Origin of the sequence: Pseudomonas sp. LS_2, assembly GCF_042709235.1 — a bacterium.
GTDB lineage: Bacteria > Pseudomonadota > Gammaproteobacteria > Pseudomonadales > Pseudomonadaceae > Aquipseudomonas.
In genome coordinates this window covers 335,830-360,070 of sequence record NZ_JAVAYC010000001.1, presented here as the reverse complement: position 1 = coordinate 360,070, position 24,241 = coordinate 335,830, and the positions used below count along the sequence as shown (strand labels likewise).

At 63.0% G+C, this 24,241-nt stretch carries 25 protein-coding genes; 12 read left to right on the top strand and 13 right to left on the bottom strand.

Annotated features, from left to right (window positions below):
* Positions 1-156: 156 nt before the first annotated feature.
* Positions 157-1,428: an Hsp70 family protein gene (locus tag RAC97_RS01630; protein ID WP_375098778.1), complete on the top strand. Its 1,272-nt coding sequence runs from the start codon at positions 157-159 to the stop codon at positions 1,426-1,428.
* Positions 1,429-1,510: 82 nt separating this feature from the next.
* On the opposite strand, the gene RAC97_RS01625 is transcribed toward RAC97_RS01630, so the two are convergent.
* The gene (locus RAC97_RS01625; protein ID WP_375098779.1) at positions 1,511-2,140 is read right to left on the bottom strand and encodes a hydrolase; all 630 of its coding nucleotides are present in this window, start codon (positions 2,138-2,140) and stop codon (positions 1,511-1,513) included.
* A gap of 141 nt (positions 2,141-2,281) precedes the next feature.
* Between RAC97_RS01625 and RAC97_RS01620 the strand changes: the two genes are divergently transcribed.
* Positions 2,282-3,178: a LysR substrate-binding domain-containing protein gene (locus RAC97_RS01620; protein WP_375098780.1), complete on the top strand. Its 897-nt coding sequence runs from the start codon at positions 2,282-2,284 to the stop codon at positions 3,176-3,178.
* Positions 3,179-3,182: 4 nt separating this feature from the next.
* Here the strand turns inward: RAC97_RS01620 and RAC97_RS01615 are convergent, their stop codons facing one another.
* The 3 genes from RAC97_RS01615 to RAC97_RS01605 all read right to left on the bottom strand — a co-directional run bounded on the left by RAC97_RS01615 (position 3,183) and on the right by RAC97_RS01605 (position 5,401).
* The gene (locus RAC97_RS01615; protein ID WP_375098781.1) at positions 3,183-4,190 is read right to left on the bottom strand and encodes an AI-2E family transporter; all 1,008 of its coding nucleotides are present in this window, start codon (positions 4,188-4,190) and stop codon (positions 3,183-3,185) included.
* Positions 4,191-4,260: 70 nt separating this feature from the next.
* Positions 4,261-4,545, bottom strand: coding sequence for a PsiF family protein (locus tag RAC97_RS01610; protein WP_375098782.1), 285 nt, complete (start codon positions 4,543-4,545; stop codon positions 4,261-4,263).
* A gap of 70 nt (positions 4,546-4,615) precedes the next feature.
* Positions 4,616-5,401: a helix-turn-helix transcriptional regulator gene (locus RAC97_RS01605; protein WP_375098783.1), complete on the bottom strand. Its 786-nt coding sequence runs from the start codon at positions 5,399-5,401 to the stop codon at positions 4,616-4,618.
* Between the two features lie 212 nt (positions 5,402-5,613).
* Here RAC97_RS01605 and RAC97_RS01600 point away from each other — a divergent pair, with 212 nt between their 5' ends.
* Positions 5,614-6,507, top strand: coding sequence for a DMT family transporter (locus RAC97_RS01600; RefSeq protein ID WP_375098784.1), 894 nt, complete (start codon positions 5,614-5,616; stop codon positions 6,505-6,507).
* On the opposite strand, the gene RAC97_RS01595 is transcribed toward RAC97_RS01600, so the two are convergent.
* On the bottom strand, positions 6,488-7,378 hold the full coding sequence (locus RAC97_RS01595; protein ID WP_375098785.1) for a lipase family alpha/beta hydrolase: 891 nt from the start codon (positions 7,376-7,378) through the stop codon (positions 6,488-6,490). The genes RAC97_RS01600 and RAC97_RS01595 overlap by 20 nt on opposite strands.
* A 111-nt stretch (positions 7,379-7,489) precedes the next feature.
* On the opposite strand from RAC97_RS01595, the gene osmE reads away from it, so the two are divergent.
* Both osmE and RAC97_RS01585 read left to right on the top strand, forming a co-directional pair.
* The gene (osmE, locus tag RAC97_RS01590; protein WP_375098786.1) at positions 7,490-7,831 is read left to right on the top strand and encodes an osmotically-inducible lipoprotein OsmE; all 342 of its coding nucleotides are present in this window, start codon (positions 7,490-7,492) and stop codon (positions 7,829-7,831) included.
* Between the two features lie 50 nt (positions 7,832-7,881).
* Positions 7,882-8,412 carry a bacterioferritin gene (locus RAC97_RS01585; RefSeq protein ID WP_375098787.1) on the top strand — a complete coding sequence of 177 codons (531 nt, stop codon included), beginning with the start codon at positions 7,882-7,884 and terminating at the stop codon, positions 8,410-8,412.
* A gap of 94 nt (positions 8,413-8,506) precedes the next feature.
* On the opposite strand, the gene RAC97_RS01580 is transcribed toward RAC97_RS01585, so the two are convergent.
* Positions 8,507-10,570 carry an AsmA family protein gene (locus tag RAC97_RS01580; RefSeq protein WP_375098788.1) on the bottom strand — a complete coding sequence of 688 codons (2,064 nt, stop codon included), beginning with the start codon at positions 10,568-10,570 and terminating at the stop codon, positions 8,507-8,509.
* Between the two features lie 338 nt (positions 10,571-10,908).
* Here RAC97_RS01580 and RAC97_RS01575 point away from each other — a divergent pair, with 338 nt between their 5' ends.
* The 4 genes from RAC97_RS01575 (at position 10,909) to RAC97_RS01560 (ending at position 13,694) form a co-directional block, all read left to right on the top strand.
* On the top strand, positions 10,909-11,403 hold the full coding sequence (locus tag RAC97_RS01575) for a phage infection protein (RefSeq protein ID WP_375098789.1): 495 nt from the start codon (positions 10,909-10,911) through the stop codon (positions 11,401-11,403).
* A 123-nt stretch (positions 11,404-11,526) separates the two neighbouring features.
* Positions 11,527-12,159: a TetR family transcriptional regulator gene (locus RAC97_RS01570; protein WP_375098790.1), complete on the top strand. Its 633-nt coding sequence runs from the start codon at positions 11,527-11,529 to the stop codon at positions 12,157-12,159.
* A 78-nt stretch (positions 12,160-12,237) separates the two neighbouring features.
* The gene (locus RAC97_RS01565) at positions 12,238-13,341 is read left to right on the top strand and encodes an AGE family epimerase/isomerase (protein WP_375098791.1); all 1,104 of its coding nucleotides are present in this window, start codon (positions 12,238-12,240) and stop codon (positions 13,339-13,341) included.
* A gap of 74 nt (positions 13,342-13,415) precedes the next feature.
* Positions 13,416-13,694 carry a hypothetical protein gene (locus RAC97_RS01560; protein WP_375098792.1) on the top strand — a complete coding sequence of 93 codons (279 nt, stop codon included), beginning with the start codon at positions 13,416-13,418 and terminating at the stop codon, positions 13,692-13,694.
* Between the two features lie 30 nt (positions 13,695-13,724).
* On the opposite strand, the gene RAC97_RS01555 is transcribed toward RAC97_RS01560, so the two are convergent.
* The 6 genes from RAC97_RS01555 to RAC97_RS01530 form a co-directional block, all read right to left on the bottom strand.
* Positions 13,725-14,492 carry an SDR family oxidoreductase gene (locus tag RAC97_RS01555; protein ID WP_375098793.1) on the bottom strand — a complete coding sequence of 256 codons (768 nt, stop codon included), beginning with the start codon at positions 14,490-14,492 and terminating at the stop codon, positions 13,725-13,727.
* A 594-nt stretch (positions 14,493-15,086) separates the two neighbouring features.
* A complete protein-coding gene (locus RAC97_RS01550; RefSeq protein ID WP_375098794.1) occupies positions 15,087-15,803 on the bottom strand; it encodes an ABC transporter ATP-binding protein in 717 nt (238 codons plus the stop codon).
* Positions 15,800-16,675, bottom strand: coding sequence for an ABC transporter ATP-binding protein (locus RAC97_RS01545; protein ID WP_375098795.1), 876 nt, complete (start codon positions 16,673-16,675; stop codon positions 15,800-15,802). The genes RAC97_RS01550 and RAC97_RS01545 overlap by 4 nt, the downstream gene beginning before the upstream one ends.
* On the bottom strand, positions 16,672-17,973 hold the full coding sequence (gene livM, locus RAC97_RS01540; protein ID WP_375098796.1) for a high-affinity branched-chain amino acid ABC transporter permease LivM: 1,302 nt from the start codon (positions 17,971-17,973) through the stop codon (positions 16,672-16,674). The genes RAC97_RS01545 and livM overlap by 4 nt, the downstream gene beginning before the upstream one ends.
* 2 nt (positions 17,974-17,975) lie before the next feature.
* Positions 17,976-18,890 carry a branched-chain amino acid ABC transporter permease LivH gene (locus tag RAC97_RS01535; RefSeq protein WP_375098797.1) on the bottom strand — a complete coding sequence of 305 codons (915 nt, stop codon included), beginning with the start codon at positions 18,888-18,890 and terminating at the stop codon, positions 17,976-17,978.
* 155 nt (positions 18,891-19,045) lie between these two features.
* Positions 19,046-20,182, bottom strand: coding sequence for a branched-chain amino acid ABC transporter substrate-binding protein (locus RAC97_RS01530; RefSeq protein ID WP_375098798.1), 1,137 nt, complete (start codon positions 20,180-20,182; stop codon positions 19,046-19,048).
* Positions 20,183-20,665: 483 nt separating this feature from the next.
* Between RAC97_RS01530 and pncB the strand changes: the two genes are divergently transcribed.
* Both pncB and nadE read left to right on the top strand, forming a co-directional pair.
* Complete coding sequence (pncB, locus tag RAC97_RS01525; protein ID WP_375098799.1) at positions 20,666-21,871, top strand: nicotinate phosphoribosyltransferase; 1,206 nt, start codon at positions 20,666-20,668, stop codon at positions 21,869-21,871.
* 3 nt (positions 21,872-21,874) lie between these two features.
* Positions 21,875-22,702, top strand: coding sequence for an ammonia-dependent NAD(+) synthetase (nadE, locus tag RAC97_RS01520; RefSeq protein ID WP_375098800.1), 828 nt, complete (start codon positions 21,875-21,877; stop codon positions 22,700-22,702).
* Between the two features lie 111 nt (positions 22,703-22,813).
* Here the strand turns inward: nadE and azu are convergent, their stop codons facing one another.
* Positions 22,814-23,263 (bottom strand): azurin, encoded by a 450-nt coding sequence (gene azu / locus RAC97_RS01515; RefSeq protein ID WP_375098801.1) that lies wholly within the window; start codon positions 23,261-23,263, stop codon positions 22,814-22,816.
* A 367-nt stretch (positions 23,264-23,630) separates the two neighbouring features.
* Here azu and RAC97_RS01510 point away from each other — a divergent pair, with 367 nt between their 5' ends.
* Complete coding sequence (locus RAC97_RS01510; RefSeq protein ID WP_375098802.1) at positions 23,631-24,218, top strand: TIGR00730 family Rossman fold protein; 588 nt, start codon at positions 23,631-23,633, stop codon at positions 24,216-24,218.
* Positions 24,219-24,241 lie beyond the last annotated feature (23 nt).

The following is a 24,241-nucleotide window of genomic DNA, read 5'->3' as shown; positions in this document are numbered from 1 at the left end:
CACCAGTGGGAAATTTCGCGTTGCTTCACAAGATAGGGGCCAAGCATAGCCTTTCAAGGTTCGCTTGGGTGCTTTGAACAGCAGACGACCGGTCTTGATTCTGTCGGCCAAAGGCATAAACTGCGCGGCCGTTTTGCCTCAGGAAGCCCATCCACCATGTCTGACGCATCCCCGGCCCGCGCCTGCGGCATCGACTTCGGCACCTCCAACTCCACGGTCGGCTGGCACCGTCCGGGTGTCGAATCGCTGATTGTCCTGGAGGACGGCAAGATCACCCTGCCATCGGTGGTGTTCTTCAACCTCGAAGAGCGGCGCCCGGTGTATGGTCGCCTGGCCTTGCACGAGTACCTGGAAGGCTACGAAGGCCGCCTGATGCGCTCGCTCAAGAGCCTGCTGGGCTCCAAGCTGATCAAGCACGACACCAGCGTGCTGGGCACTGCTCTGCCGTTCAAGGACCTGCTGGGCATGTACATCGGCGAGCTGAAAAAACGCGCCGAGGCTGCCGCGGGCCGTGAGTTCGAGCAGGTGGTATTGGGCCGTCCGGTGTTTTTCGTCGACGAAGATCCGGCCGCCGACCAGGAGGCCGAGGACACCCTGGCCGAGGTGGCACGCAAGCTGGGTTTCAAGGAGGTGTCGTTCCAGTACGAGCCGATTGCCGCGGCATTCGACTACGAGTCGGGTATCGAACGCGAGGAACTGGTGCTGATCGTCGACATCGGCGGTGGTACCTCGGACTTCACGCTGATTCGCCTGTCGCCTGATCGCCACCTGGTGGCCGAGCGCCAGAGCGACATCCTTGCCACCGGCGGCGTACACATCGGCGGTACCGACTTCGACAAACAGCTGAGCCTGCAAGGGGTGATGCCGCTGTTCGGCTATGGCAGCCGCATGAAAAGCGGCGCGCTGATGCCCACCAGCTACCACCTGAACCTGGCCACCTGGCACACCATCAACAGCCTCTATTCACAGAAGTCGCAGTTGGCCCTGGGCAGCATGCGCTACGACATCGAGGACACCCTGGGCATCGACCGCCTGTTCAACCTGATCGAACAGCGCGCCGGGCACTGGCTGGCGATGGAAGTGGAAGCCAGCAAGATCGACCTCACCGAGCGCGACAGCCGCCTCATCGACCTGGGCCGTATCGAACCCGCACTCTCGGTGGAGCTGACCCGTGCAGTGTTCGAGGACGCCATCGGCAGCCTGCTGGAGCGCGTGCGAGGCAGCGTCACCGAGCTGCTGGCCAAGGCCGGCGTGGGCGAAAGCCAGGTGGATACGGTGTTCTTCACGGGCGGCTCCAGCGGCATTCCCGCGCTGCGTAATAGCGTGGCCGCCCTGCTGCCCAATGCCCGACATGTAGAAGGCAATATCTTCGGCAGCATCGGCAGCGGCTTGGCGATCGAGGCACGCAAGCGCTACGGCGTGCTCTGAAGCGCGATGACGCGCAAGGCGAGGCCCGCACACGCGGGCCTCGCCTTCAATCACGTTGCAGCGGTTTCAAGCATCCTGCCATTTATTCGCCGGCCTTCTCGGCGTTGAAACCGTCGAAGTTCTCGAATACCCCCATGAAGCCAGGTACCGTCGCCTCGCGCGCCCAGTCGCGTTGCAGCTCGCAGTACATCTGCACACGGCTGATGAGCTTGACGCCGGCCTGCTCCATGCGGCGCAGCGCCGCCTCGTGGGCGGCGAGCGAGGTACCACCGACCGCATCGACCGGCACGTACACCTCATAACCTTCCTGGATCGCGTCCAGAGCCGGGAATGCCAGGCACGCTTCGGTCCACAGCGCAGTCATGATCAGTTTGCGACGGCCGACGGCCTTGACCGCTTCCTTGAAGCCGGTGTCTTCCCAGCTGTTGATCGAGGTGCGGTCGTAGGTCGGCAGATGGCCCAGGACATCTTGCAGAGGCTGGATCGGCGGCTTGTTGCGACCGGTTTCCACGTTCACCGTGGAATGAATGATCGGAAGGTTGTAGTTGAGGGCGGCCTTGGCGACGCTGGTGATGTTGAACACCAGTTCATCGCGGGGCATCGAGCGGATCGAGGAGACCTGGATCGGCTGGTAGTCGATGATGATCAGCATCGAGTTCTCAGGCGTCAGGAGCTGGTCGGTGAGGGGGTTGCGGATAGTCTCGCTTGCCATTTGCACATCCTGTTCTCAGTTGTAATGGCCGGACCAGGCGCCGACGGCGTTATAGTCCGGAGACCGGATTGTGCTGTTCCGGTTATCGCCGCAGTAGTCGCATCCCGTGACTAGCTGTGTTGCTAAAAGGGGAACACCGACGTGGATCTAGAAACACTCGAGACATTCGTGGAAGTCGCCGACACCGGAGGCATTTCCCAGGCGGCGCAACGCCTTGGAGTGAGCAAGTCGATCGTCAGTCGGCGGTTGTCGCGGCTGGAAGCAGAGCTGGGCACCCAGTTGCTGGCGCGCAACACCCGTGGGGCGGCGCTGACCGAGGCCGGGGCTACGTTTCGTGAACATGCCGCCAGGGTTTGCGCCGAGATCGACAGCGCACGGGAAGCCATTCTGCCGGACGGGCCGCTACGCGGTCGCTTGCGCGTTGCCGTGCCCGTGTCGTTCGGTCCCACCTTCGCCCCGATGCTGGCGCAAATGGCGCGGCGCCACCCCGGGCTCACCCTGCAGACCTGCTACAGCGACCGCTTCGTCGACCTGATCGGCGAAGGTTTCGATTGCGGAATAAGGGTGGGCTATCTGCCGGATTCGAACCTGGTCATCGCCAAGCGCATCGGGCCGGTGTACACCTCGCTGGTCGCCAGCCCAGGCTACCTGAAGACCCATGGCGCACCGCAGGCACCAGAAGCACTCGGCGAACACCAGGCACTCATGCAGGGCACCGAAACCTGGCAGTTCCTCGACGGCGACAAGGTCGTCACCGGACACCCGCAGGGACGTTTCAAGGCTGACAACGGCAGGGCACTGGTGGATGCCGCCGTGGCGGGGCTGGGCATCGCCTACCTGCCCGATTGCCTGGTCCAGGAGCATTTGAATTCCGGGGCGCTGGTGCCGATCATGACCGACTATCCACCACCGCCGGCAGGCGCCTACGTCGTGCGTCTGCCAGGGCAGCACCCTGCACGCAAGATACGCCTGCTGACTGAACTGCTGATCGAGCTGTTCGGCGAATCCCTGCACGCACCGGCGCCTGTCGCGCGCTGAACGCTCAGACCAGCTCGGCGCGCTTGAGCTCGCTCTTGAGGTAGGCGTAGTAGATCGGCCCTGCCACCACCCCTGGCAGGCCGAAGGCTGCCTCGAATACCAGCATCGCCAGCAGCAGCTCCCAGGACTTGGCGCTGATCTGCCCGCCGACGATGCGCGCGTTGAGGAAGTACTCGACCTTGTGGATGACGATCAGGTAACCCAGCGCCGCGACCGCCACCCAGATCGACAACGACAGCCCGACGATGGTGATGAGGGTGTTGGAGATCAGGTTGCCGATCACCGGCAGCAGGCCGAGCAGGAACGTCAGCACGATGAGCGTCTTGGTCAGTGGCAGGTGCACGTCGAACAGTGGCAACACCACCGCCAGGAAGATACCGGTGAAGAAGGTGTTGAGCAGCGAGATCTTGATCTGCGCGAAGACGATGTTGCGAAACGCCTGCACCAGCAGGCTCAGGCGCTCGAACAGCGCTGCCGCCAAGGGTTTGCGCCGGGTCAGGTCGGGAATGCGCTGCAAGGCCACGATGGCGCCGAGGATCATGCCGATCAGCAGGGTCACGAACATGTGCGCCATGCCCTTGCCGACCAGTTGCAATTCGCCCAGATGGCTTCTCAGCCAGTCGCCGATGGCCACCTTGAACTCGGCGGCGCTGGCCGGCAGGTAGCCCTCGATGAACGGCGGCAACTGGCCCCGCGCGCGTTCCACCAGGCCCATGAACTTGTCCAGCGAGGCGCCGGGGTTCTCAGCTTCGTGCAACAGGAAGCTGAACGCCCCGGCGATCAACAGCGTCAGGGTGCTGACCACGAGCGTGCCGAGCAGCGCCACCGCCAGCCAACGCGCACGCTGCCCGGCAATGACCACCTGCAAACGTGGGGTGAGCATGTTGACCAGCTCGAACACCAGCAGCCCGGCCAACAGGCTCGGCAGCAACTTCAGGGGCAGGGCCAGCAGCAGGCCGGCAAACACGATGATCCAGCTGGCCAGGGTGATCTGGCGGGGGGTGAAGGTCATACGGCCTCGGCGGCAGACGGCGCAAAGACACGCAGTCTGCCAGCCTTCACGCACCAGGCATAGGCGCGGGTCATTTCTTCTTCAGGCAGTCGCTCATGAAGGCTTTGCGCTCGTCGCCCTTGAGCGCCTTGGTAGTGGCGTCGGCGTTGCAGGTCTTCATTTTTTCCTGCTGGGTGGCCGGCGCCTTGGCCTTCAGGCAGGTGCTCATGAACGCCTTGCGCTCGTCGCCCTTGAGGGCCTTCTCGGTGGCCTCGGCGTTGCAGGTCTTCATCTTCTCCTGCTGCGCGGTGGCGGCGAATCCTTGCGCGCTGTGCAACACACCCAATACCAGCAATGGCAGGTGCAGCATTTTCATGGAGTGGTCTCCTTGTCTGCGCGCTGGATGCGCGGCTGTCGAGCTGAGTGTAGACAAGAATTTTTACAGCTCAGCCCTGGCGCGCCTGGCGGCGGTACTGCTCCGGTGTGCAATGGGCCTGGCGCTGGAACATGGCGATAAACGCCGAGGCAGTGCTGTAGCCCAGGTCGAAGGCGATGGCCTGGATCGATGCACCGCTCTCCAGCGCTTCGATGGCCCGCAGAAAACGCAGGCGCAAGCGCCATTCGCCGAAGCTGATGCCCAGCTCACGCAGAAACTGCCGGGCCAGGGTGCGCTCGCTGACGTGCACCTGGCTGGCCCATTCGGCCAGGGGGCGATTGTCGCCGGGCTCGGCATGCAGGGCCTCCAGGACCTGGCCCAGGCCTTCGCTGCGGGCGAACGGAAGGTAGGCGGTCTGGGTCGGTGCCAGCAGCAACTGGTCGAGCAGCACCTGCACCAGGCGCTGGTCACGAGCGTCTTGGGCCACACGCAGGTCGCGCCGGGCGAAATCGCCGAGAATCGCCTTGAGGATGTCGCTGATCAAAAGGCTACAGGGCTGCGCGGGCAACTGCGTGCACAGGCTGGCATCCAGGTAGACCGAGCGGTAGACGATGGCCTGGGGGTTGTAGCAACCATGCTCATGGCCCGGTGGCACCCACACCGCGTAGAGCGGCGGCGAGACGAAACGCTGGCCTTCGACATCCAGGTGCATCACGCCGTGGGAGGCATAGTTGAGCTGCCCCCAGGTGTGGCGGTGCGGGGCGCTGGTGGTGTCGGCGCCGAACTCGTCATAGCGGAAGTACACCGGGGCGGGTAACTCGGGGAAGGTGGGGATGTCGAGGTATTTGACGGCCATGGTGTCTGGTTCGATGGGCGGGTTGTCTGGATGCAAGTATAGGCGTGTGGACAGACAGGGGATAATGGCGGCCATCGGCGGCGCCCTCTTCGCGGGTAAACCCGCTCCCACAGGTACACCACTGCCCTTGAATTCAGTGGTGTACCTGTGGGAGCGGGTTTACCCGCGAAGAGGGCCGGCACTCACACCGCAATACCAAGAGCCACAGATACATGAACTACACCTTCCCCCTCATGGCGATCCTCATCTGGGCCGGCAACACCGTGGTCACCAAGATGTCCGCCGGGGTCATCTTCCCCGCCGAGATCGGCTTCTACCGGTGGCTGCTGGCCGGCCTGCTGTTCACTCCATTCCTGCTGCCCAAGGTCTGGCGCAACTGGAGCGCCATCCGTCCGCACCTGGGCAAGCTGTTCGTCCTGGGCGTACTGGGCATGGCCATCTACCAGAGCCTGGCGTACTTTGCCGCCGGCATCACCAGCGCGACCAACATGGGCATCATCCTCTCGCTGATGCCGTTGATGTCGCTGGCGCTGTCCATCGCCTGGCTAGGCCAGCGCCTGACCTTCGGCGCGCTGGCCGGCGCTGCGGTGTCGTTCGTCGGGGTGCTCGAAGTGGTCTCGGCGGGCCAGCCGCAGGCCTTGCTGCAACAGGGCCTGAACCACGGCGACCTGCTGATGCTGGTGGCTACCTTCGCCTACGCGCTATACAGCTTCCTGCTGAAGAAATGGCAACTGCGCCTGCCGCCACTGCAACTGCTTTATCTTCAGATACTGGTCGCCATCCTGGTGTTGCTGCCGCTGTTCGTGCTTTCGCCCAAGACTGGCCTCACCTCCGGCAACGTCGGTCTGGTGCTGTACGCCTGCATACTGGCCTCGATGATCGCCCCGCTGTTCTGGATGCAGGCCGTGCAGCGCCTGGGGCCCAGCCGCACCACGCTGTTCTTCAACCTGCTGCCGGTGGTTACCGCGCTGGTCGCCGCGGGGGTACTGGGCGAGGAACTGGCCAGCTACCACCTGTATGGCGGCCTGCTGACCCTGGTGGGGGTGATCCTTGCCGAACGCTGGACCACTCCGCTGCGCCACGGCCTCAGCAGCCCGCGGCCTTGAGCCGGGCGGCGTGTTCAAGGAACAGCCGCACCGGGTCGGCGCCCTTGCCCACTGCGCCCATCTGCTGGTTGACGATATCCAGGTGATCGAGCGGGTAGTCGTCGCCGATCACCTCGCCCAGATGTGAGCTGTAGCGCCCGACCATGCCGTCGCACTGGCCCTTTTCCCGTACGAAGCTGCGGGCGAACAGGCGGCAAAAGCGGTTGCTCCCGTCGAAGCGGTTCAGGCCGCGGTCGGTGCGGCCCGGCTGCAAGGTGCCAGACCACGAGTAATAGCGCACCCCGCCCTCCTCGCTGGGGCCATGGCCGCCCCAGGTGCTCGGCAGGCCCTGTGGATAAGCCTGGTTGAACAGCGCCACCCCGGCGCTGGTCAGCGACTGGTGCGACGCGTGCACGTCGATCGGCAGCGGCTCGCGGCGCCAGCCGGTTTCCAGCCATAACAGCAGCACGCCCAGCCCATGCAGCGCGGCGCGCAGCACGCGCCCTTTGGCCGAATGCCGCGGAGCCTCGCGTTCGAGGTGGTCGGCCAGTTCCGAGCCATGGTTGGGGCCGGCCACCGAGGTCACCGAAGCCACCCGCTGCGGGCGCAACGCCGCTGCGTAGCGCGCGCTGAGGGCGCCCTGGCTGTGACCGATGAGGTTGACCCGGTCGGCGCCGGTGCGTGCACAGATGTCCTCGATGATCGCCAGCAACTGCTCGCCGCGCACTTCGCTCGAATGCAGCGGCGAGACCTGCACCGGAAACACTTGCGCGCCGCCGCGGCGCAGCGCCGGCACGATGCCGAACCAGTAGGGGAAGAGCACCAGGCGCACGAACCCGAGCATGCCCGGCACCAGTACCAGCGGGTAGCGTGTGGCCAGATCCTGCGTCATTCCCTTGCCTCCCCGGACGCGCCCAAGCTGCTGCTTACTATAGGCGGCAATCGAACTCCTGGCGCGGCGCGCGGTTCCAACCAGTACACCCCCAAAGCAAGGAGCGTGACCATGTATAGAAAGACTCTGGCCATCCTGCTGGCAAGCGCCACCCTCGCCGCTTGCGGCAGCCGCCCGGAAAACCCGGTGGACTACGTCACCTACCGCGACGAGCCGCTGGTCAAGCAGGTCGAGAACGGCATGACCATGCAGCGGGTCAACGCCATCGGCGGCAACCCCTCGAGCGCCACCGACCTGCCTCATGGCGGCACCTGCAATGACTACATCCTCAACCGTGACGGCCACCAGCAGCCCTACTACGTGCGCTTCGACGCCACGGGGCATGTCGACGCCAAGGGCTTCAAGACCTGCAAGCAACGTGAAGAAGACAGCAAGGCTGCCGCCGGAGCGTGAGCAGCCTGAGCCGTCCAAGTACCCGATTACCCTGAACAGCGGAGATGACCATGAGCAATGCTGAACTGACCGACGTGAAAACCTTGCGCGAACGTGCCCGCCAGCATGTCGAGCAAGGCGCCGTGACCGAAGGCTACAGCGCCGACCGCGAGCAGATCTTGCGCCTGCTCAACGAATCACTGGCCACCGAGCTGGTCTGTACCCTGCGCTACAAGCGCCACTACTTCATGGCCAGCGGTATCAAGGCCAGCGTGGCGGCTGCGGAGTTTCTCGAGCATGCCAACCAGGAAAGCGAGCACGCCGACAAGCTGGCCGAGCGCATCGTGCAGCTGGGCGGCGAGCCGGACTTCAACCCGGACAACCTGAGCAAGAACTCCCACGCCCAGTACGTGGCGGGCAGTTCGCTGAAGGAAATGGTGCTGGAGGACCTGGTGGCCGAGCGGATCGCGATCGACAGCTACCGCGAGATCATCCAGTACATCGGCGAGCAGGACCCGACCACGCGGCGCATCTTCGAAGACATCCTCGCCCAGGAAGAAGAACACGCCGATGACATGGCGGACCTGTTGCAAGGGCTGTAGGCCTGGTTGAATCAGTACCGGCCATTCGCGGGCAAGCCCGCTCCTACAGGGTTGGCGTTGTCCCTGCAGGAGCGGGCTTGCCCGCGAATGGACCCTACCGCTTGGCCCCCACCGCCGCCGGCGCCTTGCCGGCCTTCATCTGCTCCAACAACGGCGTGCACTGGTTCGGCACATCACCACTCGGTGCGATCAGCGCCAGCAACCCCGCTGCCGGCCCCACCGCTACCCCCAACGCCACCATGCCCGCACCGCGCAGTGCCAGCGGTACGGCCTGCACACCGGCATTGGGCTCGGCGAACGGCCCGCGTACGTATAGCGGCGAGCGCAGCGAGAACAGGCGCAGGCCCTTGGATTCCGGGGTGACCTTCAGATCCAGCTGCTCGCTGGCGAAGTTGGCGGTGCCATTGATGTAGATGATGGCGTTCTCGGTGTCGAACACGAACAAGCGGGTCGTGGCCAGGCCATCCTTGATGCCGATGTTGGCCGCCGCGCAATTGATCTTCACATCTTCGTCGCCGAACAACTTGCCGACCACGTAGTTGCCGACGTTCAGCCCGGCGATCTCCATCAGGCTGCGGCTGATGGCGCCATCGTTGATCAACAGGCGCAAGTCGCCATTGGCGGTGCCCAACAGCGCGGCCACCGAATTGCCCTGGCCACTGATGTCGGCATCGCCATTGAGCTCGCCGAAGCTGGTCTGCATGGGCGCGAAGGTGGGGAACAGCTGCTTGAGCTTGAAGCCGCGGGCAGTAAGCTGGGCACTACCTTGCAGGGGCGTGGCGCGGCCGTCGAGGCGGATGTTCGAGTCCAGGTTGCCGCCCGCCACGCCGAAGCGCAGCGGGGCCAGGCGCAGCAGGCCGTCCTCGAGCAGCACGTGGGCCGAGAGGTCGTTGAAGGGCAATTGCTCGCTGTGCACGATACGCTTGCCGGCGAAAGTGACATCGGCGTCCATCGCCCGCCAGCGTTCGGTGCGGAACTCCTCTACCGGCAGCACCTTGCCTGCGGGTTGCTTGCTGGCGCCGCCACGGGCCTTCTGCTCGGCATTGGAGTCTGCACCGATCAATGGGGCGAGGTCCTTGAACAGCAGTTGGTTGGACACCAGGTTGCCGGAAAGCTTGGGCCGCGGCTGACTGGCGACGAACGCCAGGTCGCCGTGGATATCGCTGTCGCCGATCTTGCCATTGAAGCCTTCATAGCGGAAACGCGCGCCCTCGGGGTCGTGCAGGTTGGCGGTGAGGTGGCCGTCGGTGGCGTAGGGTGGGGTGTCCGGCAGGGTGACGCCGGTCAACGGGTAGAGGTTGCCCAGGCTGGCGCCGGACAAGCGCAGGCGCAGATCGAGGGCGCCCAGGTTACGCGGGTCGGTCAGGGTACCGGCGAGGGCTACGCGGGTATCGCCGATGCGTGCATCGGCCTGCAAGGGGAATGGCTGGCTGGCGTCCTGTAGCGCCAGCAAACCGCCGATCTTGCCGGTGGCCGACACCGCCTGGCCTTTATAGCGGCCCTGGGCCTTGAGACCAAAGGCGTAGTCCTGCGCCCCACCGGCCTTGTCAGCGCTGGCCTTGCCGACGATCTCGCTGAAGGGAATCGGCTTGCCGAGTGGGTCGATCTGCACCTTCATGCTGGTTTGCAGGGTCTGGTCGTCGAAACTGACGTTGCCCTGGTCGAAACCAATGGTGCCGATATCCAGCACCCACTTCGAGGGCTCGGCATTCTCGTCCTTCGGCCCGAAGTCGAAGACCCAGTTCGCCCGGCCATCTGCCAGCCGCGTCAGGCCAGCGACAGGCTGGGTAAGGTCGATACGCGGGATCACGATCTGCTGGAACAACAGTGGCAGCGGCGACAAGCGGAACTCGACACGCTCCAGGCCCACCATCTGCGGTTCCTTGGCCCATTCGGGGTTGCCCAGGGACAGGTCCTCGGCAATGAAACGCGGCCATGGCACCCAGGCGCGCCAGCCGCCTTGGTCCGGCTCACGTTGCCAGTGCACGGCCAGGTTGCCATTGATGGCGAAGGGGCGGTGCAGGGCTTCGGAGACCTTCTCGTTGAGCAACGGCTTGACGCGGTTCCAGTCAAAGGTGGCGATCACCACCACCAGTATCGCCAACAGTACCGCGAGGCTGGCGAGGGTCCAGGTAAAGATTCTGGCAGGGCGCGTCATTGCATGATTCTCCTGACTGCATGAGCTAAGCACGACGGTGGCTTTCACTTTCTCGGACTGATGAAAAACGCCGTGGTTTTATCGAAATGGCCAATGATAAGGAAGACTTTTCCTGACCGTATCCGTAACTTTTTGCTTGGCGAACCCTTGGATGTTACCCCGGACCGCAGCTAGCACTTAGCCACATTCCTCCCTGAAAGTGCTTATCTAGAGCCTCTCACTCGCTCCATCAATTCCGTCGATTGTCACCATTAGCTTTATGAACTTCTATCTTAAGTTACCAAGCGTAGCATTGGCCTCGTACCCACTTTCCAGCGCCCCACGAGGAGCACCGAATCATGAAACGCCAACTGCTGCTGAGCTTGAGTCTTTCCATCCTGGCTGCCAACGCCTTCGCGCTGCCAGCCAAAGATCAACACCTGACCTCCGAAGCACGTTCCAGCGCCGAGATCTCCCAGCCGCTGAACCCGCTGGCCGAAGGCGGTTCGGATCGACTGATCGAGCGTAACGACCGTGTTGCCGAAGGGGGTTCCGATCGTCTGATGGAGCGCAACAACCGCGTTGCCGAAGGGGGTTCGGATCGCCTGATGGAGCGCAACAACCGCGTTGCCGAAGGTGGTTCTGATCGTCTTATGGAGCGCAATAACCGTGTGGCCGAAGGGGGTTCCGACCGTCTGATGGAGCGCAACAACCGTGTTGCCGATAGCGGCGCCGACGTGCTGAACCAGCGCAACAGCGTTGCCGAAGGGGGTTCCGATCGCCTGATCGAGCGTAACAACCGCGTCGCCGAAGGTGGCTCGGATCGTCTGGTCGAACTCAGCCGTGTGAGCTAACCCTTATGGCTGAAAACGACAACTCGACCTACCAAGCCTTCTCCCCTCCAAAGCCCGGTCCATTGACCGGGCTTCGTTTTTTTATCTAGAGTGCCCAGCCGTACAACCACAGAATCCTGCCCCATGCTGCCGCGCGCCGAACAGAAGCTACAGACCCGCCAGGCCCTGCTGGACGCTGCCTGCCAGCTGATGGAGAGCGGCCGAGGCTTCGGTGGCATCAGCCTGCGCGAGGTGGCCAAGGCCGCCGGTATCGTCCCGACCGGTTTCTACCGGCACTTCACCGACATGGACGCCCTGGGCCTGGCCCTGGTCGCCGAGGTGGACACCACCTTCCGCCAGACCATTCGTCTGGTACGCCAGAATGAATTCGAGCTCGGCGGCATCACCGATGCCTCGGTGCGTATCTTCCTCGACGTCGTGGCCGCCCACCGTGCGCAGTTCCTGTTCCTCGCCCGCGAGCAATACGGCGGCTCCCAGGCCGTACGCCAGGCGATCGCGCAACTGCGCCAGGACATCAGCACCGACCTTGCCACCGACCTCGCCCGCATGCCGCGCTGGCAGCATCTCGACAGCGCTGCCCTGGCCGTGATGGCCGACCTGGTAGTGAAAACGGTGTTCGCCACCCTGCCGGAACTGATCGACCGCCCCACCCCGAGCAACCCGCAGGCCCTCAGCCCGCAAGATAAGATCATCCAGCAATTGCGCTTCATCTTTGTCGGCGCGCGCCACTGGCAAGGCCTGAGTCACCCGGGCTGAGATAGCGCCAGCACAGGTGAAAGCGCCAGGGGCAGTTCTGCTACCATGGCGCACTGCCCGATCGTCACGAGCGCCTTCATGTCCAGCACCGCCCCTTCCGAATTCACTACCCGCCTGGCCCACCTGCGCCAACACTTCGCCGAACGCATCGTGCCGCTGTGGCAGGGCCCTGGCTGGAACGCGGAACTGGCCCTGCCCTATGAAGCCCTCGACAACCAGCACAAGCCGCTGCCGGTACAACGCTACCGAGCCATGGCCTGCGCGCGCCAGCTGTACCTGTTCAGCAGCCGCATCGAGCAACCGGGCACGGCCGAGCGGGCTGCGGCGCTGTTTCGCTCGTTGCAACGGCACTTCCACGATGCCGAGCATGGTGGCTGGTTCTACAGTATCGACGCCGACGGCAAGCCACTGGACCGGCGCAAGGACCTCTACACCCATGCCTTCATCGTGTTCGCCTGCGCCCATTACTGGGGCAAGGTGCGCGAAGGCCTGGTGGAATCGACGCTGAATGCTGCCCTTGAGATCGTCGCCGAACGTTTCGCCCGCGACGACGGGCTGTACGAGGCGAGCCTGGGCGAAGACTGGACGGACCTGGCCAGCGGCCCGCTGCAGAACCCGCAAATGCACCTGGCCGAAGCCTTTCTGCAAACCCTCGCGGTGCGCGAGGATGCCCCGGTACAGCAGGCGCTGGAGCAGTTATGCACAGCCTTGCAGGCGCACTTCATCGAGCCGGCGCATGGCCTGATGCTGGAGAAACCACGCGGGGCTGTGGATAACTGGTTCGAGCCAGGCCATCAGTTCGAATGGTTCTACCTGCTCGAGACCTCTGCGCTGCTCAAGGGTAGCCCGCTGCACGCCTCGATTTCCCGGGCATTCGCCTATGCCGAGCGGTGTGGAATAAAGGATTCGGCAGTACTGGCCATGCTCGCCGTGGATGGCCAGGTCCTCGACCCTACTCAGCGTATCTGGGCCCAGGCCGAGTACCTGCGGGCGCTTGCGCTGCGCCCAGGCAGCGAATCGCGCCTGCTGGCGCAGCTCAAAGCAATGGAAGAACGCTTCCTGCACCCGGCGGGCTGGTACGAGTGCCGCGACGGCGCCGGTTCTGTCAGCCGCCACGACATGCCTTCCACCACCCCCTACCACCTGGCGACCTGCCTGGAAGGTTTGCAGCGCCTGGAGTAAGCCTGGCATTTTTGTCAGTTTCGCCGCCAAAAGCCTATTGCTAGGGTAAACCCAACATCAACGGGGGGTTTACCATGGACAAAGCAGCACTCAAGGACTTCCTCGAAGCAAACATCAACGTGGCAGCCAAGCAGATCCAGGACAAGAAGCGAGTGGACCTGGATCACATTGCCTACGGCCAGCTCAGCTACCTGTTGAGCCTGCGCCGCGTGATCGAGGGCACCGCTACCCGGGAAGACCTGGGCGTGCATGATGCGATCAACGATGTCCTCGAACGACTAGGCGTTATCACGCTGCTGCAAGAAAACGACCGACTTCCCAAGGGCAAGAGCTACCTGCATCTCATCAAGTGAGCAGTAGCCCTCGCCGCCTCCCCTCCTGGGTTAGCCCTTGACCGACCGGTCGATGGCAAACCCAGCCCAATCCTGGCTCACTGGCATCAGCTCGAGGTTGTTGATGTTGATGTGCGCCGGCTGGTTGAGCACCCAGAAGATGGTGTCGGCGATGTCCTGCGGCTGGATCGGCTCGGCGCCCGCATAGGTGGCGTCGTAGCGCGCCTGGTCGCCACCGAAGCGCACCAGGGAGAACTCGCTTTCGCACAGCCCCGGCTCAATGTTGGTGACGCGCACGCCAGTGCCGCGCAGGTCGCAACGCAGGCTCAGTGAGAACTGCCCGACAAAGGCCTTGGTGCCGCCATACACGTGGCTGCCGGGGTAAGGGTAGTTGCCCGCCACGGAACCGACGTTGAGGATGCTCGCGCCACGGCCATGGGCGATCAGCCGTGGCAGCAACAGGCGAGTGGTGTACATCAGGCCCTTGATATTGGTGTCGACCATGGTTTCCCAGTCGTCCAGGTCGCACTGTGGCGCCGGGTCCGCGCCCAGGGCCAAGCCTGCGTTGTTCACCAACGCCTGCAGCTTGTCGAAGGTCGGCGGCAGGCCCGCGATGGCTTCTTCCATGGCCTTGCGGTCACGCACATCGACCACCAGGCCCAGCACCTCGGTCTTGGCCGACAGTTCGCTGCACAGGGCATCCAGGCGCTCCTTGCGACGCCCGGTGAGGACCAGCTTCCAACCGGCCTCGGCAAAGCGGCGGGCAGTGGCCTCGCCGAAACCGGAAGTCGCGCCAGTGATGAATACGGTGGACGTCATGCTCTTCTCCTTCGCTGTTCAGGCTGGGTCGCCAAGCCATGCAGCATGCCCGCCAGGCAAGCTGTCAGCAAGCCGTTTCCACCCCTGGTCAAAAAACAACCATTCCGTGCAAAGCCTTGTGCCAAGGGGCCTGCCGCCAGCTATGCGCATGTTATCCACAAGGCTTTCCCCACGGATTGGGGGCAATTCGTCATAAGCGTGGAACCCTTTGGCGGTAGCGAAGTCGCCGGGATAGTGGCGCAACGCTTTCAACGATGCCTTTCGCAGCGGTCTGTCCAAGGCTTTTGCACAGAGTTATCCACAGGTTTTCCGGCACGGCGAACACCCTTCCCACAGCGCTGAAAGACGCTTTTTTCGACAGACAGGCAATTACCGATCAAAAATTGATCAAAGCCTTGCAGGCCACGAATATCAAGGAATACAACGGAATGCCACGAGGTTTTCCACAGGCGCTTCCACATCATCCGTGGACAAATACCTGCCTGTGGAAACAAGGGCTTGCGAAGGGAATATCGCGTGATTCAAACGGCATATGCGACAAGTTGTCCACATCGTGCCGTGGGGCTGCTGTACAGCAGCCCTGTTCGCATGGACTCAGTGTCCGCCGAGGTAGGCGTTGCGCACTTCCTCGTTGACCAACAACTCCTGACCCGTGCCAGTCATGCGGATCTGCCCGTTGACCATCACGTAGGCCCGGTCCGACAGCTTCAGCGCGTGGTTGGCGTTCTGCTCCACGAGGAAGATGGTCATGCCGGTCTGCGCCAGCTCGCGCAAGGTCGAGAAAATCTGCTTGACCACGATCGGCGCCAGCCCCAGCGACGGCTCGTCGAGCAGCAACAGCTTGGGCCGGCTCATCAGCGCACGGGCGATGGCAAGCATCTGCTGCTCGCCGCCCGACATGGTCATGGCCCGCTGGTTACGCCGTTCCTTGAGCCGTGGGAACAGCTCGTACATGCGCTGCATGTCCTCATCGGCGTGTTTGTCGCCGATCGGAATGGTGCCCATCATCAGGTTTTCCTCGACAGTCATGTCGGGGAACACCCGGCGCCCTTCGGGGGACTGGGCAATGCCGTTGGAAGCGATGTAGTGCGACGACTTGCGGGTGATATCGGTGCCGCGGTAGATGATCTGCCCGCCGGTCGCCCGCGGCTGGCCGAAGATCGACATCAACAGGGTCGACTTGCCCGCGCCGTTGGCGCCGATCAGGCTGACCGTCTCGCCTTCGTCGATGTGCATCGAGACTTTCTTCAGCGCCTGGATCGGCCCGTAGAACACGTCCAGGTCCTTGAGCTCGAGAATGGGTGCACTCATACCAGTTCCTCTTCGTCGGCACCCAGGTAGGCGGCGATCACCGTCGGGTTGTTGCGGATATCCTGCGGCGCGCCTTCGGCGATCACCGTGCCGTGGTCGAGCACCACGATATGGTCGGAAATGCTCATGACCATGCCCATGTCGTGCTCGATCAGCACCACAGTGATGTCATGCTCGTCACGCAGCACGCGAATCATGCGGCTCAGCGCCTCGGTTTCCTGCGGGTTGAGGCCCGCGGCCGGCTCGTCCAGGCAGATGATCTTCGGCCGCGTGCACATGGCCCGGGCAATTTCCAGGCGGCGTTGCTGGCCGTAGGACAGCTCGCCGGCCAGGCGGTTGGCGCAATCGACCAGGTCGACCACCTCCAGCCAGTAGAAGGCGTGGTCGAGAGCATCGCTTTCGGCCTGGCGATAGCCCTTGGTGTTGAGCACCCCAGCCAGCAGGCTGCGGTTGACCCACATGTGCTGGGCCACCAGCAGGTTCTCCACCACCGACATTTCCTTGAACAGGCGAATGTTCTGGAAGGTGCGCGCCAGACCTGCGCGGTTCACCAGGTGGGTACCGCCGAACATCTTGTAGTACATACGGTTGGCGAAGCGCGCCGGGGACACGAAGTCCGCCGCCTGGAAGCGTTCGCCCAGCAATTGGATGACGTTGGTGTGGCTGCCGCGCACGTTCAGCTCGATACGCCCACCGCTGGCCTTGTAGAAGCCGGTCAGGCAGTTGAACACGGTAGTCTTGCCGGCGCCGTTGGGGCCGATCAGGGCGAAGATCTGGTTGCGCTTGACCTTCAGGCTGACGTCGCTGAGCGCCTTGATGCCGCCGAACTGCATCATCAGGTTGTCGACCGACAGAATGATTTCGTCGCTCATGGCGCCACTCCTTTACGCGGGACCACACCGGTACGGCTGATGCGGATCAGCCCTCGCGGTCGCCAGATCATCATCAGCACCATCAGTACGCCGAACAGCAGCACGCGGTATTCCGAGAAGCTGCGCAGCAGTTCCGGGGCTACGGTCAGCACGAACGCGGCGATCACCACGCCCACGGTCGAACCCATGCCACCCAGCACCACGATGGCCAGGATCAGCGCCGACTCGAAGAAGGTGAACGACGACGGGTTGACGAAGCCTTGGTAGGTGGCGAAGAACACCCCGGCGAGGCCGGCAGTAGAGGCGCCCAGGGTGAATGCCGAAAGCTTGACCAGCACGTGGTTCAGGCCCATCGAACGGCAGGCGATCTCGTCTTCGCGCAACGCTTCCCAGGCCCGACCGACCGGCATGCGGGTCAGGCGGTGCTTGATGTACAGCACTGCCAGCACCACCAGGAACAGCACGGCGTAGATGAAGATGAATTTCAGGTTGGCGTTGTATTCGAAGCCGAAGAACTCGTGGATCGGCACCCCGCCGTCCTTGGCCCGGCGGCCGAACTCCAGGCCGAAGAAGGTCGGCGAAGGCGCCGGCATGCCGTTCGGGCCGCCGGTGAACGACAGCCAGTTGTTCAGCACCAGGCGAATGATCTCGCCGAAGCCCAGGGTCACGATGGCCAGGTAGTCACCGTGCATTCGCAACACCGGGAAGCCCAGTATGCACCCGGCCAGCGCCGCGGCGATGGCCGCCAGCGGCAGCACAGTCCAGAAACCCAGGCCAAGGTACTGGTAGCCCAATGCCAAGCCATAGGCGCCGATGGCATAGAACGCCACGTAGCCCAGGTCGAGCAAGCCAGCCAGGCCGACCACGATATTCAGGCCCAAGCCCAGCAGCACATAGATCAACCCGAGGATGACCACGGTCAGCAGGTACTTGTTGGCGAAGATCGGGAAGACGATGGCGATGACGATCAGCGCTGGAATGATATAGCGCAGGCGCGACTTGTAGTCCGGGGCGTTGACGTGCACGCCCGAGCCACCGCTGTCGAAGCTGTGCAGCAGGCGGTGCCCGCCGGCGGTTTGCAGGTACAGGCTGAGCAGGAAGCGCCCAAGCATGACTCCGCCGACCAGCCAGGCCACGCGGGAAGGTTCGGCATTGAAGCTGTAGCCGTCGAGCACCACACCGACGATCGGGCCGAAGACGATGAGCGCCAGCAAGCCGGCGACAACGGTTTCGATCAAGCTGCGCTTGATGTCGAAACCCTTGGTTTGGGATACAGAGGCAGTATTGGCAGCAGACATGTTTACACCTTAGCCACGAGCGGACGGCCCAGCAGGCCTTGCGGACGGAAGATAAGGATCAGCACCAGCAGCGAGAAGCTGAACACATCCTTGTAGTCGGAGTTGATCAGGCCGGCGAACAGCGACTCGGAAATCCCAAGGATGATCCCGCCGAGCATCGCGCCAGGCAGCGAGCCGATACCGCCGAGCACTGCGGCGGTGAACGCCTTGATGCCGATGATGAAGCCTGCGTAGAAGTCGAAGGTGCCGTAGTTCATGGTGATCAGCACGCCCGCCAGGGCGGCCATCACCGCACCGATGACGAACACGTAGGAAATCACCCGGTCGGTGTTGATCCCCAGGATCGAGGCCATCTTGCGGTCTTGCTGGGTAGCGCGGCACATGCGGCCGAGCTTGGTGTACTTGATGACGTAGGTGAGCAGGCCCATGCCGACGAAGGCAGCGACCAGGATGAAGATCTTGGTGTAGGTCAGTTGCACGAAGCCGCTGCCGACTTCCAGGCGCCAGGCACCTTCGAGCAGGGTTGGCACGCCTTGCTGGCGAGCGCCCTGGCTGATTTGCGCGTAGTTCTGCAGGATCAGCGAGATACCGATGGCACTGATCAGCGGTGCCAGGCGGGTGGAGTTACGCAGGGGCTTGTAGGCGATGCGTTCGATGGTGAAGCCATAGACGCCAGTGACGACAATGGTGAACAACAGCGTGCCGAGCATCAGCAGTGGAAACGACTCGATGCCGAAGTAGGCCAGCAATGCCAGGCTGATCGCCGCGAGGTACGCGGAAATCATGTACACCTCGCCGTGCGCGAAGTTGATCATGCCGATGATGCCATAGACCATTGTGTAGCCGATGGCGATCAGACCATAGACAGACCCGAGGGTCAGCCCATTGATCAGTTGCTGCAGGAAAATACCATCCATAACGCAATCTCACCTGTTGAGATTGCACGAGCGCCGACCACGACGAGGGCCGGTGCAACACCTCTCGCCGGGCAGGACTGTGCAGATCTACGGATAAAGTACAGATACCGCAAGGCAATGGCCCGGCGCTTTGCACGCCGGGCCGTCAGCCCTTGTTATTTTTGTTTTTCCAGCTGGTGGTACTTGCCGTTGGCATCCCACTGGTAGACCACGTAGTCGGAGACGGTCAGGTCACCCTTGTTGTCCCACTTCTTCTCGCCCATGACGGTCTTGACCGGGTTGGCCTTGAGCCACTTGGAAGCGTCTTCGCCCTTGTTCGACTTGGCACCGTTGAACGCGGCAGCCAGCGCCTGGACCGAGGCGTAGGCATACAGGGTATAGCCTTCAGGCTCGGTGCCGCCCTTGCGGAACTCCTCGACCACTTCCTTGCTGTCTGGCAGCAGGCGTGGGTCGGCGCCGAAGGTCATGTACACGCCGTTGGTGTACTGGGCGCCACCGGCGGTGGTGACCAGTTCGTCGGTGACGATACCGTCGTCGGACATGAACGCCACGTCCTTCAGGCCCTGCTCGCGCAGCTGGCGTACCAGCGGGCCAGCTTCCGGATGCAGGCCGCCGAAGTAGACCACGTCGGCACCGGCGGCGCGGATCTTGGTGACCACGGCGCTGAAATCTTTCTCGCCACGGGTCAGGCCTTCGTACAGCACGGGCTTGACGCCGCGCTTCTCCAGCTGGGCCTTGGTGGCATCGGCCAGGCCTTGTCCGTAGGTGTCTTTGTCATGCAGCACGACCACTTTCTTGCCCTTGAGCACATCGACGATGTAGTCGCCGGCAACGATGCCTTGCTGGTCGTCACGGCCGCACATGCGGAACATGCCGGACAGGCCGCGCTCGGTCACCTGTGGGTTGGTGGAACCTGGGGTGATGGCGATCACGCCGGCTTCGTCGTACACCTCGGAAGCAGGAATGGTGTTGGAGGAGCAGAAGTGCCCGACCACGCCAATCACTTTGTCCTGGTCGACCAGGCGGTTGGCCACGGCCACGGCCTGCTTCGGCTCGCAGGCGTCATCGCCGGCAACCAGGATGATCTTCTCGCCGTTGACCCCGCCTGCGGCGTTGATCTTGTCCGCCGCGGCCTGGGCACCTTTCATGTACTGCTCGCCAAACGCTGCGTTGGCGCCCGTCATGGGGCCCGCGACACCGATCTTGACGTCGGCTTGAACATACGAAGAAACACCCAGTGCCGTGGCAACGGCCAGAGCCAGGAAACCTTTCTTGTAAAACGTCTGCGACATGTGGTGGTGCTCCTAGAGTTTTTTTGGTTGGCACTACAACTTCTGCCCTGTGCTCCGAGCAAGGGCCGTGCCAGCGGTTTTATCAATCGTGAAAACACACCCTGTTGAGCTGCCGCGTGGACGTGAAGGGCGTTTCTTTATTGAGCGTGCAACCGTCTGCCATACGGCAAGCGCCACCACGCCAACAACAAAGGAGCAACCCGCTCGTGCCATCATTGCAACCCACGTATACGTCAACGTGCAACCAACCTGTAACCGGCTGACGTCACCGAAGTGCACACCTGCAGTGCGCAACTGCTACAGACACGCACCGAAAAAAGGCTAGCTGGTATAGGAAGAAACGGTAGTTTGTAGGTGATGGCCCTTTCATAGCTATTGCGACGTGCCCCGCGATAGGGCCATCGGCTAGGTCACAAATGCCTCATCACCAGGGAAAACGCTGGCACAATGGCCTTTCTTCCCGCCCCGACCAGGAGCCCCTGAATGAGCGAGAGCGCATTCGCCGAGCGGATCGTGCACAACCTGCTCGATACCGACTTCTACAAGCTGACGATGATGCAGGGGGTGTTGCACAACTATCCCGACGCCGATGTGGAGTGGGAATTCCGCTGCCGCAACGGCGAAGACCTGCGCCCCTACCTGGGCGAGATACGTCGACAGATCGAGCTGCTCGAAGAGCTGACCCTGGCCCCCGGCCAACTGGCCTTCCTTGAGCGCATCAGCTTCCTCAAGCCCGACTTCCTGCGCTTCCTCGGTCTGTTCCGCTTCAACCTGCGCTACGTGCACCTGGGTATCGAGAACGACCAGCTGTACCTGCGCCTGCGTGGCCCGTGGCTGCACGTGATCCTGTTCGAAGTGCCGCTGCTGGCGATCGTCAGCGAGGTGCGCAACCGCCACCTGCACCCGCACATGCGCCTGGTCGAGGCGCGTGACCAGCTCTACCGCAAGTTCGACTGGCTGCGTGCGCATGCCAGCGCTGATGAGCTGGAACACTTGCAGGTGGCCGACTTCGGCACGCGCCGACGCTTCTCCAGCCGGGTGCAGGATGAAATGGTGCGGGTGATGCGCGATGACTTCCCGGCGCGCTTCGTCGGCACCAGCAACGTCGACCTGGCATGGAAACTGGATATCAAGCCCCTGGGCACCATGGCCCATGAATGGATCATGGCCCACCAGCAGCTCGGGCCACGGCTGATCGACAGCCAGATCGCCGCCCTGGACTGCTGGGTCCGCGAGTATCGTGGGCTGCTCGGCATCGCCCTGACCGATTGCATCACCATGGATGCCTTCCTCGGCGATTTCGACCTGTACTTCGCCAAGCTTTTCGATGGCCTGCGCCACGACTCGGGCGAGCCGGTGGCCTGGGCGGAAAAGGCCATCGCCCATTACCGCAAGCTGGGAATCGACCCGATGACCAAGACCCTGGTGTTTTCCGACGGCCTGAACCTGACCCGCGCGCTGGAGATCTTCCGCGCCCTGCGTGGACGTATCAACGTCAGCTTCGGCATCGGCACCAACCTGACGTGCGACATCCCCGGGGTGGCGCCAATGAGCATCGTGCTTAAAATGACCGACTGCAACGGCTCGCCGGTGGCGAAGATTTCCGACGAGGCCGCCAAGACCCAGTGCCGCGACGAGAACTTCGTCACCTACCTGCGTCACGTATTCAAAGTCCCCAGCAAGGAGTAACCCATGCAAGCCGTCCAGCGAGAGATCGCGCAAGCGCTGCAAGTGCAGCCGCCGTTCGCCGACGCCGCAGCGCTCGAGGCCGAAGTCGCCCGGCGCGTGGCTTTCATCAAGGATTGCCTGGCCAATGCCCGGCTCAAGACCCTGGTGCTGGGCATCAGCGGCGGGGTCGATTCGATGACCGCCGCCCTGCTTGCCCAGCGCGCGATCAACGAGCTGCGCGCCGAGACGGGCGACAAGGCCTACACCTTCATTGCGGTACGCCTGCCCTACCACGTGCAGCACGACGAGCACGACGCCCAGGCCTGCCTGCAGACGATCAACGCCGACGAAGTGCATACCGTCGACATCGCTCCGGCGGTGAAGGCGTTGGCTGCGCAGGTCGAGGAGCTGAAGTGCGGCTCGCCAGAGTTGGTGGACTTCGTCGTCGGCAACATCAAGGCGCGCATGCGCATGGTAGCCCAGTACACCCTCGCCGGCGCCCGCGCGGGCCTGGTGATCGGCACCGACCACGCTGCCGAAGCGGTGATGGGCTTCTTCACCAAGTTCGGTGATGGTGCCTGCGACCTGGCCCCGCTGAGCGGCCTGGTGAAGAACCAGGTACGCGCCATCGCCCGCAGCTTCGGGGCGCCTGAGAACCTGGTGGAGAAAGTGCCGACCGCCGACCTGGAAGACCTGGCGCCAGGCAAGCCGGACGAAGCGTCCCATGGCGTGACCTACCAGCAGATCGACGCATTCCTGCATGGCGAGCCAGTAGACCAGGAGGCGTTCGACATCATCGTCAATACCTACCGCAAGACCCAGCACAAACGCGAACTGCCGTTCGCGCCTTGATGAAGCACTAGAAGCGCCTGTGGGAGCGGGTTTACCCACGAATGCAGCGGTGATTTCACCATCGCATTCGCGGGTAAACCCGCTCCCACAGTGTTCCAGGTCAGGCTTTGCTTACTTGACGACGACCTTGCCTTTCATCATCGCGATATGGCCTGGGAAGGTGCAGAAGAAGCTGTAGTCGCCACCGGCTTCCAGCTTGGACGTGTCGAACTTCACTTCAGTCTGTTTCTCAGGCGCGCCGATCATCGCGGTGTGGGCGATGATGTTGGCGTTGTCTTCCTTCAGGTAGCCCTTGTCGATACCCTGGCTCATGCCCTCGGTGGCGATAGCCTGCATGTCGGCAGTCTTGCTGATGACCAGGTTGTGGCCCATGACGTTCTTCGGCAGATTGCCGGAGTGGGTCAGCTTGACGGTGAATTCCTTGCAGCTCTTGTCGACGGTGAACTCCTTGGTGTTGAAGGACATCTGGTCGGTCGAGTCGACCGTCACCGAACACTCGGCGGCGAATACGGAGGCGCTGGCCAGGGTCAACAGGGATACCGCTACGGCTTTCGCAAACATCGTGAATCTCCTTGGAAGGGTTGATCAATTGCGAGACTGCCTGAAGCCACCGGCGCCCTCGCTGACATGGGTCAAGGGGCGGCCAGTGGCCAGCCAGTAGATTTGTTCAATGGATTGTATACAACCAATCTAAGTGCACATCATGCCTGCTTGATAGACGATGGGACAACCTCTAACTCTAGGAGCAAATTCCATGTCCCTCGGAAATTTCATGCGCAGTCTGTTGGCTGCCTACGCCTGCGGCGCCAGCGGCACTAACGTTCACGAATTCTCCCGCCCTGAATGAACCCCTTGGAAGCGGCAGGCTTGCGTCTTACCCTGTGTGCCCCTTGCCTGTGCAAGGGCTGAAATGCACTGGAGAGAAGCAATGCCTGTACGTTCCGTCTGTGTCTTTTGCGGCGCCAGCATCGGCGCCAACCCTGCCTATCGAGAAGCAGCCGTCGCACTTGGCCAGGCCATCGCCCAACGCGGCCTGACGTTGGTGTATGGCGGCGGCGCGGTCGGCCTGATGGGCACCGTGGCCGACGCCGCCCTGCAAGCCGGTGGCGAGGTGATCGGCATCATCCCGCAGAGCCTGATGAACGCCGAAATCGGCCACAAGGGCCTGAGCCGCCTGGAAGTGGTGGACGGCATGCATGCGCGCAAGGCGCGCATGGCCGAGCTCAGCGATGCCTTCATCGCCCTGCCGGGTGGGCTGGGTACGCTGGAAGAATTGTTCGAAGTGTGGACCTGGGGCCAGCTGGGCTATCACGCCAAGCCGCTGGGCTTGCTGGACGTGAATGGTTTCTATGAAAAGCTTGGCGGGTTCCTCGACCATATCGTCGAGCAAGGTTTCGTAAGGCCACAGCACCGAGCGATGCTGTTGCTGGGGCAGCAGCCAGGTGAGCTGCTGGATGGGATGGATAATTTCGTCTCGCCGGTGTTGCCCAAATGGGTCGACAAAAAGCCTGACTGATATTTAGGGAGCCTGCAGGGGCG